The sequence below is a fragment of the Halopseudomonas bauzanensis genome (genome assembly GCF_900114735.1).
Lineage (GTDB): Bacteria > Pseudomonadota > Gammaproteobacteria > Pseudomonadales > Pseudomonadaceae > Halopseudomonas > Halopseudomonas bauzanensis.
The window spans coordinates 226,142-240,845 of record NZ_FOUA01000004.1 but is presented as its reverse complement, the minus strand read 5'-3'; the positions used below and the strand labels follow the sequence as shown (position 1 = coordinate 240,845).

At 58.5% G+C, this 14,704-nt stretch carries 11 protein-coding genes; 2 read left to right on the top strand and 9 right to left on the bottom strand.

Features of this window, described 5'->3' with window-relative positions:
• Nucleotides 1–17 precede the first annotated feature (17 nt).
• Nucleotides 18–1,388, top strand: coding sequence for a DUF1329 domain-containing protein (locus BM267_RS11045; RefSeq protein WP_074780137.1), 1,371 nt, complete (start codon nucleotides 18–20; stop codon nucleotides 1,386–1,388).
• Nucleotides 1,389–1,559: 171 nt separating this feature from the next.
• Complete coding sequence (gene dsdA, locus BM267_RS11040) at nucleotides 1,560–2,918, top strand: D-serine ammonia-lyase (RefSeq protein WP_074780025.1); 1,359 nt, start codon at nucleotides 1,560–1,562, stop codon at nucleotides 2,916–2,918.
• 14 nt (nucleotides 2,919–2,932) lie between these two features.
• Here dsdA and BM267_RS11035 read toward each other — a convergent pair whose 3' ends face one another.
• The 9 genes from BM267_RS11035 to BM267_RS10995 all read right to left on the bottom strand — a co-directional run bounded on the left by BM267_RS11035 (nucleotide 2,933) and on the right by BM267_RS10995 (nucleotide 14,656).
• On the bottom strand, nucleotides 2,933–4,348 hold the full coding sequence (locus BM267_RS11035; RefSeq protein WP_074780022.1) for an undecaprenyl-phosphate glucose phosphotransferase: 1,416 nt from the start codon (nucleotides 4,346–4,348) through the stop codon (nucleotides 2,933–2,935).
• A 111-nt stretch (nucleotides 4,349–4,459) separates the two neighbouring features.
• Entirely contained in the window at nucleotides 4,460–5,464 is a 1,005-nt protein-coding gene (locus BM267_RS11030; RefSeq protein WP_074780019.1) for a glycosyltransferase family protein, read from the bottom strand.
• Nucleotides 5,465–5,591: 127 nt separating this feature from the next.
• Nucleotides 5,592–6,968 carry a Coenzyme F420 hydrogenase/dehydrogenase, beta subunit C-terminal domain gene (locus BM267_RS11025; protein ID WP_074780016.1) on the bottom strand — a complete coding sequence of 459 codons (1,377 nt, stop codon included), beginning with the start codon at nucleotides 6,966–6,968 and terminating at the stop codon, nucleotides 5,592–5,594.
• Nucleotides 6,955–8,205 (bottom strand): polysaccharide pyruvyl transferase family protein, encoded by a 1,251-nt coding sequence (locus BM267_RS11020; RefSeq protein ID WP_036992478.1) that lies wholly within the window; start codon nucleotides 8,203–8,205, stop codon nucleotides 6,955–6,957. The genes BM267_RS11025 and BM267_RS11020 overlap by 14 nt, the downstream gene beginning before the upstream one ends.
• Nucleotides 8,206–8,233: 28 nt before the next feature.
• Entirely contained in the window at nucleotides 8,234–9,736 is a 1,503-nt protein-coding gene (locus tag BM267_RS11015) for a lipopolysaccharide biosynthesis protein (protein ID WP_074780014.1), read from the bottom strand.
• Nucleotides 9,733–11,184: a mannose-1-phosphate guanylyltransferase/mannose-6-phosphate isomerase gene (locus BM267_RS11010; protein WP_074780011.1), complete on the bottom strand. Its 1,452-nt coding sequence runs from the start codon at nucleotides 11,182–11,184 to the stop codon at nucleotides 9,733–9,735. The genes BM267_RS11015 and BM267_RS11010 overlap by 4 nt, the downstream gene beginning before the upstream one ends.
• Nucleotides 11,185–11,186: 2 nt before the next feature.
• Nucleotides 11,187–12,332, bottom strand: a complete 1,146-nt coding sequence (locus tag BM267_RS11005) for a glycosyltransferase family 4 protein (RefSeq protein ID WP_074780009.1) — start codon at nucleotides 12,330–12,332, stop codon at nucleotides 11,187–11,189.
• A gap of 37 nt (nucleotides 12,333–12,369) precedes the next feature.
• Nucleotides 12,370–13,371 carry a glycosyltransferase family 4 protein gene (locus tag BM267_RS11000; RefSeq protein ID WP_036992474.1) on the bottom strand — a complete coding sequence of 334 codons (1,002 nt, stop codon included), beginning with the start codon at nucleotides 13,369–13,371 and terminating at the stop codon, nucleotides 12,370–12,372.
• Nucleotides 13,346–14,656 (bottom strand): O-antigen ligase family protein, encoded by a 1,311-nt coding sequence (locus BM267_RS10995; protein ID WP_074780007.1) that lies wholly within the window; start codon nucleotides 14,654–14,656, stop codon nucleotides 13,346–13,348. The genes BM267_RS11000 and BM267_RS10995 overlap by 26 nt, the downstream gene beginning before the upstream one ends.
• Nucleotides 14,657–14,704: the final 48 nt, after the last annotated feature.

Below are 14,704 nucleotides of genomic sequence, written 5' to 3'. Positions count from 1 at the left end.
AGGAGAAAAAAATGCATATGCAGAAAACAATAATCGGTGCCTGCGGTCTGGCCCTCAGCTTGATTGCCACCAGTATTGCGGCACAAAACCTTACCCAGTCTGAAATCGATCAATTGGGTACCACCTTGACGCCCATCGGGGCGGAGAAGGCTGGTAATGCGGCAGGTACCATTCCCGAGTGGACCGGCGGTTTGCCTACCAATGCGGGACAGGACTTAGCTAACAATTTTCTGGAGAACCCGTACAAGAGCGAACAGCCTGAGTTTGTAATTACTGCGCAGAACTACCAGCAATATAAGGAGAATCTGACGCCGGGCCAGGTAGCAATGTTCGAGCGCTATCCAGAAACTTTCCGTATGCCGGTTTATCAGACTCACCGTAGCATTGGCTATCCGCAAGAGCTCTATGATCAGGTCAAGCGGACTGCCGGCCAGGCCAAGCTGGTCAACGGTGGAGATGGTGTCGAGAACGTCACTCCCGGTGCTTCCTTCGTATTCCCGGTTCCCAAGTCGGGCGCCGAAGTCATCTGGAACCACATGACGCGCTACCGTCTCAACGTGCATCGCTGGTACATGCAGGCCATGCCGCAGACCAATGGTTCTTACACACTGATCAAGCTGGAAGAAGAAGTCGGCTATCCAAACCTGATGCCCGATATCGACGCGACGTCCATGCCTAACACTTTGCTGTTCTTCAAGCAGCGGGTGAATGCGCCGGCACGACTCGCCGGTAACGTGCTGCTGGTACACGATAGTCTCGATCAGCTGAAAGAGCCACGTATGGCTTGGGTATACAACGCCGGTCAACGCCGTGTGCGCCGTGCGCCGCAGGTGGCCTACGACGGCCCGGGTACTGCATCGGACGGTATGCGTACATCGGATAACTTCTCCATGTACAACGGTGCGCCTGATCGCTACAACTGGAAGTTGGTCGGCAAGAAGGAAATCTACTTGCCGTATAACTCCGGCAGGCTGTCCGATCCCGATCTGAAATACAGTGATGTATTGAAGGCCGGTCACGTGAATCCGGAGCATACGCGTTTCGAGTTGCACCGCGTATGGGAAGTTCAGGGTGACGTGAAGCAGGGGCAGCGGCATATCTATGCGCAGCGTAACTTCTTCGTTGACGAGGACTCCTGGCAGATCGGCCTGGCGGACCACTACGACGGTCGTGGCACTTTGTGGCGCGTAGGTGAGGGTCATATTGCCTTCAACTACAAGCACAAGATCCCGGGTTACACCCTGGAAACTCTGTACGATCTGCTGGCCGGTCGCTATATCGCCCTGGGCATGTACACCGAAGAAAACTCTGCCCCGCAGTATGGCGGTACGCCTCCGACCTACAACCAGTTCACACCGGCTGCGTTGAGGGCTTCCGGCGTGCGCTGATTAGTAAGTTCGCTGGACGTTTGGGTTTAAGGGGCATCTTCGGATGCCCCTTTTTTGTGCTCGCAGCCGGTCTGGGGGCGCTCGTTACGACTGGCATCCGCAGGACGCCTCGTCGGCTGATACACTTCATGCGATACGGAGAGACTATTACCCACCGAATGAGGAACCAATATGAGCACCGGCATTTCAATTGACCACTGGTTGCAAGGCCACCCGCTGGTTCAGGACCTCGTGGCATTGAAGGAAACGGCATGGTTCAATCCGGCCGTCCAACCGGCGGACATCGCATTACCGGATGTGGGGCTTACTTGGGAAGACGTGCAGGGCGCGAGTGCTCGATTGACCCGCTTCGCACCCTATATTCGTCGGGTATTTCCACAGACCGAGGAGGCAGGCGGGATCATCGAGTCTCCTATCCAGCTCGTACCTCGGTTGCAGGAGGCGCTTGGTGAGCGTTACGGCCTGCCGCTGCCAGGCCAGCTCTGGCTGAAACTTGACAGCCATCTGCCTATCTCCGGCTCGATCAAGGCGCGCGGTGGAATATATGAAGTGCTCAAGCATGCGGAGGACCTGGCACTGAACGCAGGGCTACTGAGCCTTGATGATAACTACGCAAGGCTCGATAGCGATGCTTTTCGGTCATTCTTCCGCCAGCACCGTATCGCGGTAGGCTCCACCGGGAATCTGGGATTATCGATCGGCATCATGAGCGCGACCCTGGGGTTTGACGTGACCGTGCATATGTCGGCTGACGCACGGGAATGGAAGAAAGAGAAGCTGCGTGGCCACGGCGTGACGGTGGTGGAGTATGAGGCGGATTTCAGCGTCGCTGTGGCAGAAGGCAGAAAGCAGGCTGACGCAGATCCAGGTTGCCATTTCATTGATGATGAGAATTCCACCAGCCTGTTTCTTGGCTATGCTGTCGCCGCAGTGCGGCTGAAACCCCAACTGGAGGAAGCGGGTGTAGTGGTGGATGCTGACCACCCGCTGTTTGTCTATCTACCCTGTGGCGTTGGTGGAGGACCGGGTGGGGTAGCTTTCGGTTTGAAGCTGATGTTCGGTGATGCCGTTCACTGTATCTTCGCCGAACCCACACACTCGCCCTGCATGCTGCTGGGCGTATATACCGGCTTGCATGATGAAGTTGCGGTGCAGGATTTCGGCATCGACAACGTCACTGCCGCTGATGGTCTGGCCGTAGGGCGGCCGTCCGGCTTCGTCGGAAAGGCGATGCAGCGGCTCATTGACGGCTATTACACGATCCGGGATGAAGAGCTTTATGCCTTGCTCGCGTTGCTGGAGCAACTGGAGAACGTCCTGCTGGAGCCTTCCGCACTGGCCGGGGTCCCGGGTGTGGCGCGTGTGCTTGCCGCCGAAAACGAAGCCTATCGGCAACGTCTCCAGCTGACACCTGATCGGCTGAAGAACGCTACCCACCTGGCTTGGGCCACCGGTGGCAGTATGGTGCCGGATGACGAGATGGGGGCGTATGTGGCTAAAGGGAAAGATGCTTTGAAACAAAGGGTATAGGGGAGGAGCTGAGGTTAATAGGCATTCTTGTTCAGGAATCCCTTGAATACGGTAAGAAACACGATTTTGAGATCGAGCCAGAGGGACCAGCGGCGAATGTAGTTGAGGTCGTATTCGATGCGTTTCTGCATTTTGTCGAGGGTGTCAGTTTCGCCACGCCAGCCGTTTATCTGAGCCCAGCCGGTGATACCCGGTTTGACCTTGTGGCGCAGCATATAACCGCTGATGAGCTTGCGATATTCCTCGTTGTGGGCAATCGCGTGGGGGCGGGGACCGACAATGGACATGTCGCCGCGCAGCACATTGAGGAACTGGGGAAGTTCGTCGAGGGAGGTGCGCCGCAAGAATGCACCGAATGGGGTGATGCGGGCGTCGTTGCGCTTGGCTTGGGTAACGGTGTCACCATTTTCCATCACGGTCATGCTGCGGAATTTCCAGACCTCGATCGGTCTGCCATCCATGCCGTAGCGTTTCTGCCGGAACAGCGCTGGGCCCCGGGAGGTGAGGCGCACCCCCAAGGCGATGATCAACATGGGTACGGCAATAAGCGCCAGGATGATCAGCGACAGAACAATGTCCTCAATGCGTTTGACCAGTCGGCTGGCGCCATCCATCGGTGAGTCGAAGATGCTGATGCTGGGCAGACCGTTGATGGATTCGCTGCGCGCATGCAGCAGATCGACGATAAACACATTCGGGATCAGGTAGACCGATGCGGTGCTGTCGCTGAGCTGATCAAGCAGCCATTTGATGCGTTCTTCCGCCCCCATCGGCAAGGTGATGTAAACCTTGTCGATGTAACCCGCGCGCGCACCGTCGATGAGCGCCTGGTGATCGCCGCGTACAGGCACGAAGCCCTGTATTCTGTGCAGGTAGATCGCATCACTGGCCTCATCATCATAGAACCCGAGCAGATCAAGCCCCATCCAGGGATTGTCAACGATATTGCTGGCAAGCCGCCGGCCCAGCGAGCCCGCACCCACGATGGCGACCGTACGGGTGTTGTAACCATTTGCGCGCAAGGTGCGCATCGTCTGGCGCAGGGCGATGCGATAGCCACTGAGGATGAGTAACCCTGCAGCGAACCAGTAGACTCGGTCGCGGTCGGTGAGCAGATCATTGTGCAGCAGGAAATAATCAATGATGAACATGCCGACAAAAGCCGCGCCCCAGTTTCCTGCCACGCGCCGATGCTCACGGAAGGTCTGCTCACCCCGCCAGGATCCGTACAACTGGCTGACATCGTTGAGCAGATAGAACAGAAAAAGCGTGACCAGCAGACTGAGCATATGCTGAGGCGATCCGGGAATGTCCCGCCACATCATCACCAACAAGAGGGCCACACAAATGACCCCCAGATCCAGCCAGCGCTGAATTACTGCGAGTACAGGTTCATTGGAGCGAATGATGCCGTCTTGGTTGTTCAACATATTGAGTACATTCCAATTGCGTCGTTATGTGATTTCCCGCAGATTCCGAGCCGGGGGAAGCGTCGGGCGCTCGGAGTGCGGAGTCCGTTCGGCAGTTCGGGTGGATATGGCTCAGGTCGGGTCCTGGAGTTGAAGCTGAGCAAACAACGCATCCCAGCAGGTGGTGACGGTCGCCAAGGAGAAGTATTTTCTTGCTGATCTGAGGATCGTTTCGGCCGGCAGATGGACTTGTTGTTTGAGTGCCAAGCCGATGGATTCGACCTCATCGACAACGGTCAGTCCTTCCACGTCCAGTTCGCGCTGTACCCAGTTGAAGAACGGCGTCTTTACGGCGATGACCGGTGTGCCAAGACTCAATGCGTAGAAGAAACTGCCGCTGACGATCATGTCGTTATCGGCATGAGACAGAATCAGGCCGCGCGCGGTGCCCACCAGGTGTTGGGCCTCGTCTTCCGATAGGAAACGGGAAATGAATTCGATGTTCTTGCCTTCGGCGATTGTCTGAAGTTTGCGAAAGTAGGGTGGGTCATCGCAGGGGCCGGCGATGATCAGTTGTTCATCAGCGGGGAAGTGGCGGATCAGTTGTTCAATGTTCTTGTAGGGCATGACTCGTCCGAAAACGATGAAATGGTCGCCTTTGGTCGCCAGGGGGTGCTCCTGATAGAGCGGATGGGGAACGTAGTACTTGTCGGTGAAGTGGCCACTGTGGGTGGCGGTCGTGGAGTAAAAGTGCTCGGATAGATCAATTATTCGGGTCAGGGTGTTGGCGGACCGACTGCGGGCGTGGTGCGGATAGGTATTGTGACGCAGGTAGATCAGTCTTCGGCAGAATATCCGGAAGGAGAGAATCTGCATGAAATACGCCAGCACACCGGCCCAGGAGGGCCTGCCGGTAGCCGGGTTGGCGATCTTGTATTCCAGCCAGTTGACGATGATCACGTCGAAGAAGCCGGGGCGAAACTTCAGTAGCCGCCACAGGGATTTGGTGGAAGGCGACAATGGATAAACCTGACCCAGTTCGGCCAGTGCCTCCTGGGTGCGTTGTACGTAGGCGTTGCCCTCCGCATGCCCAGGAACATAGCCGATTTTCAGCCGGCGAGCCGTGTTATTCGTCAAATGGTACTCCTTCTTTGAGCATCCGGTTTCCGGTCTCGTGACCGGGGCAGCTGCTCTTGGGCGGGAGCGCAATGCGTCACAGACTGTTCGAATCATTGGGGGGCTCGTTGAGTGAGCGAAGATGGAATCAGGACAGGATCAGTTGGATTCGCCGCTTGGCCAGTCCCAGCAGCCGGCGCGGCAGCGACGCTGCTTTGTACTTTTCATACCGTTGCACCAGCGGGGTGATTCGGTCGATGAAGAGCGCCAGCGAACCCTGCTCCCTGGCTTCGGCAAACAACTCGTGGCTGGCCCGGGATAGTTCGCGGCGACGACGGATGAGTTCGCGGCGACGGTTGCCGACCACATTGTGGTCCGGCGTGACGCGCTTGTTGGGAACCCAGTGTCCGGCATTCTGGTCATCGGCCAGGCGCAGTGCGAGACCTTCATGACGGTGACGGAAGTTGCCTGCCTGGGAACTGGCAGCCTGGGCTACCGAGAGAGGCTGGATGAAGAGTTCGCCGATCGCCGCGCCATCATCAATCAACTGCTGGATCAATGCATTGCGGCACAGTATGAGGTTGGTGCCACGCCAATCGGACCGGTACTGGGGTAGCCAGGCGTCACCGAGCACCAGGTCGGCGGTCTCGGCAAAAATGTCGTCGCAATAGTTGCAGGCATTGAGCTGGAACATGCCGTGTCCCCAGTTACCACCCAGCAGTTGGCTGGTGGGGCGCGTGGTCCACTCGCTGGTGTCCTTGCCGGCCCGCGCACCGAAACTGTAGCGCCCCGCATCCTGTCCGGGCTGCTTCACCCGAAAATCGACAGCGGTCAGCTCATCGGGGCTGATCCCGCATTGCCAGGCCAGCAGCTCGGCAAAGGCGGCGGATTTGAGGTGGCCACAGACCAGGCCGATGAAATAGGCCAGTTGCGAAGCTAGCACTGGGTCTTCCATACACAGCAACCGCGCACTCTTGATGAAACAGGGCACGCCCACCAGGGCGTAGCGCTGGCCGTCACCGTGGATGCTCTGCAAGGCGGTATTGAAGCTGGTGGAGTAATAGATGGATTTGCGCCGTGCGGTCAGTTCCTGACGGCTGCGGGAGATGCGATAGGAAAACAGCCCATCACCGCCCTGGCCGACATGGATAACCCCGTCTATATGCCCTGACTCGAGCAGTTTTATCAGGATCCAGCTGGTCAGGCCGCCGGAGCTACTGCCGCGCAGGTAATCATCGTCTGTAGTCCGGGCGGCGGCGATGCTGAGGTACTTGCCGGTGCGCGGATCATTCTTGAGCTCGGCCGGGAAGACCGCCGCGGCGATGTCATCTTCATTCCGGGATTCATTGCTGAACGGGCAAACGCGACTGGCCGTGGCCAGGCTGCGGGGCCGGGCATGTGACAGGTCGGCGCTGTAGTAACCAAGCGTGTTGCGTCGAACCTGGATTTCACCACGGGTGACGAACTGGCAAGCGCCGCAGCCCACACAGATATCCCGCTGGACTACCTGCTCAATCGTAGGCACAGGACAATTCCTTCTGGTTGACGATGTCTTGTTGGGGGCTATCGAAATTGCGGCTGGCCAGCCTGCGGACGGCAGGCAGCTTGCTATGTAGATGCTGGCGCAGGTCATCCGGGCGCGACAGAATCTGCTGGGCGACGGTGATAACGCGATCGGCGAAGTCGGGCCGCGGTTCAATGCACAGGAATTCCGCACCGAACAATCGCATCATGCCCTCGACCTTGCCCTGCGTCGCCAGAGTAATAGCTGGCACACCGCTATACAGCGACATGATCGCCAGATGCATACGTCCGGTGACGGTCAGCGTTGCGCTGGCGGTCAGGCCGCGTATTTCTGAAGGAGAGAGCAACTGGTCGACCAGAACGACCTGCGGGTCCTTGAGGGCCTGATGGATCGCCTGACAGACCGGCAGGTCGTCGCCGCCGGGGCGGGAGACATGGGGTAGCAGTATCACCTGCAGCCCTTGGTGCTGCAGTTCGCGAATAATGCGCACGTAGCCGTCGATCTGTCCCTGTGTTCGGCCAATCAGGCCGCTGGCATTGACCAGTGCATAGTCGCAGTGGGCCGGCAGGGAATACAGCAACCGCGAGGCCGTTGCGAAGTTGACGGTACGGGCGGCGAATACGATGTCCGCAACTTCGGTGACATTGGCCAGACCGTCGGCGCGGGCGCGTTCGGCGGATAACGGATCGCGAAGGCACAGCTGGACACCGGCTGCGGTGGCGCGCCGTAAGGCGGTCACCGCCTGGGGGTGTGCCTGCCCATTCCAGCTGAAGCCGAGAATACGCACGGCAACCCCGGCCTGGGCCGCTAGCCAGGCAATGTTGGCGCGATTGGTGGAAGCCTGCCAGTTATAGGCGCCATCCATGATGTCGGCACCGGTAATGGCCAGTGACTGGGCTCGTCCGAGCAACCGGCGAAATACTCCGATGCTGCGCACATGCGGGATAAGATGCCCGTAAATGAGCCCTGGCAGGACGATCACCCGGGTTCGCTCGATATGCTGGTCGGGAACAATGATGTCCTGCTGCCCGTGGCAGATGATGCGGATATCACCCGGGGTATTCTCCAGATAGGCCTCGATCATGGCCTGATCGCCGATATTTCCAGCACCAGGCGGCGCGATCAGCAGGCTGAAGGTGGAGCGCTGATTGGTTGCTGGCCCGACTGTGAATAGCAGCCGATCGATGAAAAGCAGCAGGCGTGGATGCCCGAGGGCCGCTCTGATTCGTTTTTTCATGATTGTCCCGCAGGTAAAGTTGGAGTGGTCAAGGTTGTGACGGGCGCCCTGCACGTAATAGGGTGCTGGAACTGAGCACTTGCAGCAGGCTGCCTCGGAAAGGCGGCCAACTCAGGCCGAGCGTCAGGACGGCGCCGACCATGGCTGCGCTACCGATCAGCAACTGTAGGGGTAGCGATGAGCCCCAGCGGTCGGCGCTGTACCAGGCGAACCCGGCGCTGAGCGCGTAACCGCTGATGATGATCAGGCCATTGCGCAGCATGGCGCCGACCGGGGCGCCGGAGTGCCGCAGAAAGAACAAGCCCCAGAGCCACAGCACGCCCATGCCGCTGGCGACGGTAATCGCCACGCCCGATACGCCCCAGAGTGCCCCGAGAAAGATGAAACCGATCATTACGGGTCGGGATATCAGGGTGAAACGCAGATGCAGTGGCGTCAGGCCCTTGGACAGGAACACCCAATAGCTGGTATAGCTGGCGGCTTGGAAGATGCCCGCCACCGCCAGAATACGAAATACCGGCACCGCCTCCTGCCACTGCGGCCCCAGCACCAGCAGAATGAGCGGTTCGGCCAAGGCAGCGGCAAATGCCAATACACAAACGATCAGATGCAGCATTAGGGTCTGACCATGCAGCAGAAACTGGTCATAGCGCGTCGGTTGTTGTTGCAGGCGAGACAGCACGGGCAGGGCGATGGTGGTAGCGGGTGCGTTAATCTGATTCAGCGGCAACATGGAAAGCTGGTAGGACTTGCTGTACAGCCCCAGGGCCTCTGCGCCGAAGCGATAGCCGATAATCAGGCTGTCGAGGTTGCGCGTGGCATAGCCGATCAACTGCGTGCCCATCAGATTGCAGCCGTAACGCAGCAGGTCTGCCATTGGGGCGCTGCGGCACGGCAGGCCGGGCAGCCAGCGTGCCGCAAGCACCAATGTCACCAGCGTGGCTGCGGACAAGGCCAGTTGCTGACCGACCAGCGCCCAATACTGGTAACCCTCGATGGCCATGAACAGCCCTACCGCCAGCCCGGCGGCCATGCCGAGAATATCGATTATGGCCAGCGTGCCGAAGGACATCCCCCGATTGAGCTGGGCCCGGTATTGGGTAGCGATGCCATTCAACAGGTAGGTGATGGCCAGGATACGAGCGATAGGGATTAGCCGGGACTCATCGTAGAAGGCGGCGAGCACCGGGGCGATGGTAAAAAGCGTCAGGGCGAGGATCACACCGATTGCCGAGTTGATCCAGAACAGGTTGCTGCGTTGCTCGACGGACAGGCTCCGCGTCTGAATCGCCGCGGACGACAGGCCGAAGTCACGAAGCACCTCGCCAATGCCGGTCAGCACCACCACCATGGCCATCAAGCCATAATCGTTGGGCGACAGCAGGCGCGCGAGGATCACGATGCCGCAGAACTGCAGCATGATCTTCACACCTTGGCCGCCCATGGTGAGTATGGCGCCTCGGGCAGCAATGCTGCCGAGGCTTCGGGCAGGAGAGGGTGTCGTTGTCGTTGTCGATGCGCGATCACTCATTTGAGGTGGGTCACCGCTCGGGTGTCGACGGCAGCCTTTTCGACGCGACCGTAACGGTCCTCGAAGCGCACGATATCGTCTTCGCCCAGATAGGACCCGGACTGCACCTCGATCAGCTGCAAATCGATGACGCCGGGGTTCTCCAGAGTATGGATCTGGCCGACCGGGATATAGGAGGACTGGTTCTCGGTCACCAGATAGGTCTTGTCACCGTTGGTCACTTTGGCTGTGCCGCAGACCACGATCCAATGCTCGGCCCGATGATGGTGCATCTGCAAGGACAGCTTGGCGCCGGGCTTTACGGTGATGTGCTTGACCTGATAGCGGTGACCATGGTCGATGGAATCATAGACTCCCCAGGGCCGATAGACTTCGCGGTGGCTGATGGTCTCCTGACGGCCGGTGGTCTTGAGTTGCTCGACCAGGGCCTTCACATCCTGGCTCCGGTCCTTATGGGCGACCAGCACTGCATCCTTGGTTTCGATAATGATCAGATCATCGACCCCCAGCGTAGCGACTAGACGATGCTCGGCCCGGACCAAGGTATTATGCGAGTCATGTGCCAGGGTATCCCCCTGGGTGGCATTGCCATTCGCGTCCTTGGTACTGGTCTCCCATAATGCCGACCAGGAACCAATATCGCTCCAGCCAGCTTCCAGGCTTACCACCACCGCATCAGCGGTGTTTTCCATCACGGCGTAATCGATGGATTCATCGGGACACCCAGCGAAGGCGTCGGCATCTACCCGGGTGAACAACAGGTCATAGGCATTGGCCAATGCGGCCTGCTGGCAGGCGGTAAGGATATCCGGGCGGTGCTCGGCAAGTTCTTCAAGATAACGCGAGGAGCGGAACAGAAACATTCCGCTGTTCCAGAGATACTGCCCCGAGCTCACATAATCACTGGCGGTAGCAGCGTCGGGCTTTTCCACGAAGCGATTGACGGCAAACGCTCTGTCGCCCATTCGTTCGCCCAGCTGAATATATCCATAGCCGGTTTCTGCCGCAGTGGGCACTATACCGAAAGTGACCAGCTTGCCGGCTTCGGCCAGGGGAATGGCAGCTTCCAGGCTGGCATGGAATGCGTTGGTATCGGCAATCTGATGGTCGGCCGGCAGGATCAGCAGCAACGGGTCCTGGCCGATGGTGTGCAGTTTGATCGCTGCCAGGGCGATGGCGGGTGCGGTATTGCGCCCGCAGGGTTCCAGGATGATGCGGGTGTCATCCATGCCCAGTTGCTTCAGCTGGGTTGCCGCGAGAAAACGATGCTGTTCATTGCAGATGAGCAAAGGCTGCGAGCAGGCCAGGCCATCAAGTCGTTTGATGGTCGCCTGCAGCATGGTCAACTGCGGCTCGGTCAAGGGTAGAAACTGCTTGGGGTTGAGCTGGCGTGACAGAGGCCAGAGTCGGGAGCCGGAACCGCCGGCCATTATGACGGGCTGCAACATGGTCATACTCCTGCAAGGGTTAAGGTGGAGTTCGGTTGGAACTCCTGGATGGCTGCATCCACGGTCTGGGAGAACCGTTCGTGGAACAGCTCAATGGAAAAGTTTTCCGCTTGTTCGCGGCAGTTTTCGGGACGGATACCATGGCCAATGGTTTCGAACCGCTCGACCGCCTGGATCAGTGATTCGGTGGTCTGCTGGGGAAAGAACAGGCCGGTCCTGCCGTCGATCACGGTTTCCAGTGCGCCGCCCTTGCCGTAGGCAATGACCGGTGTGCCGCAAGCCATTGCCTCGACCGGCGTGATGCCAAAATCCTCCTCGGCGGCGAACACGAATGCCTTGGCTCGTTGCATGTAGTGGCGCATCTGTGGGAAGGGCAGGAAGCCGGTGACCCTTATGTTGGCGCTGCCGGCGGCGACCGCACGGACCTTGTCGAGGTCCGGCCCGTCACCGATGATCACCAGCTGCTGGTTGGGCATCTGCCGAAAGGCCTGGGCGATAAGGTCCATGCGCTTATAGGGCACCATGCGCGATGCCGCGACATAGAAGTTCTGCTTGTCCCGCTCAAGATTGAAGTCGGTGATGTTTACTGGCGGATACACCACCTCGGCTGGCCGCCGATAGCACTTCTGCACCCGCCGGGCAATGAATTCGGAGTTGGCGATGAAGGCGTTGACACCCAGCGAGGACCGCGCATCGAAGTTGCGGATGTAATGCAGCGACCAGCGCGCGATCCAGTTCTTCAGACCTCTGCTCAGCCCCGACTGCAATAGATACTGGTGTTGCAGGTCCCAGGCATAACGCACTGGAGAATGGATATAGCAGATATGCAGTTGGTCCGGCCCGGTCAGTACCCCCTTGGCGACCGCGTGGGAACTGGAAATGATCAGGTCATAGTTGCTCAGATCGAACTGTTCAATAGCCAGCGGCATGAGCGGCAGATAGCTGCGGTAACGCGTTCGGGCGAAAGGCATGCGCTGGAGAAAGGAGGTGGTTGCCTGTTTACCATTGAGAAATGCCCGCTGATCGTCCTCTAGAAAGTCGATCAGGGAATACAGGTCAGCCTCGGGGTAGAGCCGCAAAATCTGCTCGACCACGCGTTCTGCACCGGAGTAAACGGTAAGCCAGTCGACGACAATGGCAACTTTCATGGTGAGTTCCTTGTTGAGATGAGGCGGGACAGGCTGATCATTGGGCTTGCAGCTGCGTCAGAACATCTCTGACCAGGCTCGCGGTTCTGTCCCAGGTGAAGTTCCGAGACTGCGTCAACCCTCTGTTGCAGAGTCGGCTGCTCAATTCGGCATTTTCGGCCACCGCAATCATCGCCAGGGATATGCTGTCGCTGTCATGGGGATCGATATAGAGCGCGGCATTGCCTCCCACTTCTGGCATTGAAGTTAGTTCCGAAGTGATGACCGGTGTGCCGCAGGCCATGCTTTCAGCCACGGGGAGGCCGAAACCTTCATAGAGTGAGGGGAAGACCGTGGCGATAGCACCGCGGTACCAGCTCGCCAGCTCGGTTTCGCAGAGATGACCGGTGAACAGCACTTGCTGCTGCAGACCCTCACGGGAAATCAGTTGCTGCAAGGCATTATTGGCCTTGCCGGTGAATACCAATTTGCAGTCGCGGTGCAGGCCGCTGAGCTTGAACGCCTCTATCAGACGCTTTTCATTTTTGTGGCCCTTGCGGTTGCTGCAGCAGAAGAAATAGGCGTAACCGGGCTGCATGGGGGAGACCTCGGCATGGAATATATCGCTGACCCCATTGCCGACTACCGTCACCCGCTCGGGATCGCAACCGGCCCATTCGACGATCCGCCCACGGGAGAACTCCGACACGGTCAGTACCTGCTCGGCGCGATGGATCGCCGGGCGGATGATGAGCTGATAATAGAGTCGCTTCAGGGTGGAGCTGTTGTGTTCGACATCGATATGGTTGAGGTCATGGATGGTGAAGACGAAAGGCAGCCGGCTTCCCGACGGGGGTATGTAACCGGGGCTGTACAACGCCTTCGCACCGCTACCGGCAAGCCAGCGACCGAGCCGGACTGACGAGGAAAAGGAAGCGGGAGGGCTCGGGTCGTCAAACAGACAGGTAAAGTTGAGACGGTCCTGCAACTCCGTGGCAAATCGACCGATGCCGTGCTGGCCAATCCACCTGGAATCAAAAGCTATGTGCGAATGTTCCATGCGGGCTCCGAAAAGGATGGGGGGACTTCAGGCTTACGCAGAGCTGGTCGAAGTAGAAAAACAGAGCCAGCACTGGCAGCAGCCAGAAGGGGTAAAACACAATCTGATTGAAATGCCCGGCCCAGAGCAGGGTGAGCGCGGTGTAAATCAATAACTTGCGAAACAGCAGATAGGGCAGGGGCGAAGGGAGCTGGCGTAACTTGCCGCTGATGACCCAGGCCCATAGGCTGCCTGCCACCAAGGTCACCAAAGTGCCGATGAATCCGTAGCTCATGATCACCATCTGCAGGCTGGAGTCGACCTTGGTGCCATCTTTGAACAAATAGCGGATGGCGAAGTTGTAACCGTGGCCGAGCAGCGGGTGCTGGGCGATCAGTTCCGTGCCGGTATCGAACGCCCGCAGCCGTGACAGCGCCGAGCCGTCATCACGAGTCGTGGTGAAGCGTTCGACCACTCGCTCCACCTGGCTGTCGAAAACATATATCAGCGCCAAAACGAGAAAAGGTGAAAGCAACAGGAAGTAAACATGGGCCGGTCGCACGCCGATGTGCTTGCTCTGATACTGGGTGACCATGCTCAGGATGCGCAGGCCGAATACGCAAGCGAATGCCAGCAGCGCCAGGGAAATGCCTGAACGGGAGAAGCTGAACAGCAGGGCGATCACCATCAGCAGGAAGATCGCAAAATAGCTGCTGCGCTGTATCAGCAAGGTGCCCATGAGGATTGGCAATACGATGATAGTGCCGAAGAAGTTTGGGTCCAGGTAGGTCGAGACCAGGCGGAATTGATGGGGGTCGCCGGTAAAACTGATACCCATCTGTTCCAATTTGAGCCATAGCACTGTGGAGTCGGGATAAATAACCAGCAGCACGAAACTGAACAGAGCTGCGGCGCCATAGGTGACAACGTAGGCCTTGGTCAGACGGGTAATGTCATCACGGAAAATCCAGTGCAGCGCCACGCCAGCGGCGAAGCCCGAGAGGATCATCGCGCTGAGCCGGATGTTGTAGAACATCGAGTCCAGCGCCAAGCCATAATGGTAGATGCCGACACCCAGAGAAAAGGCGTTGACCGCGAGCAGAAAGAGTACCGCTCGGGAGGTGATCAACCGCTTGAAGTTCTTGATCAGGATGGGCGCGGCGCATAAGTAGATCACCAGCTCGCTGGCATTGACGTTGCCGAAGGAACCAGCAATTGGCACAAAGCGTGGCAGATTGCCGAACACGACAAATAGACATACCAGCGCCAGAAAGGCGGCATTGAGTCGAAGATACTGGGTTTTCATGGGGTCTCGGGCGGCTGAGCGCGGCGCGATGTAGCGGCAGGTAGGCTG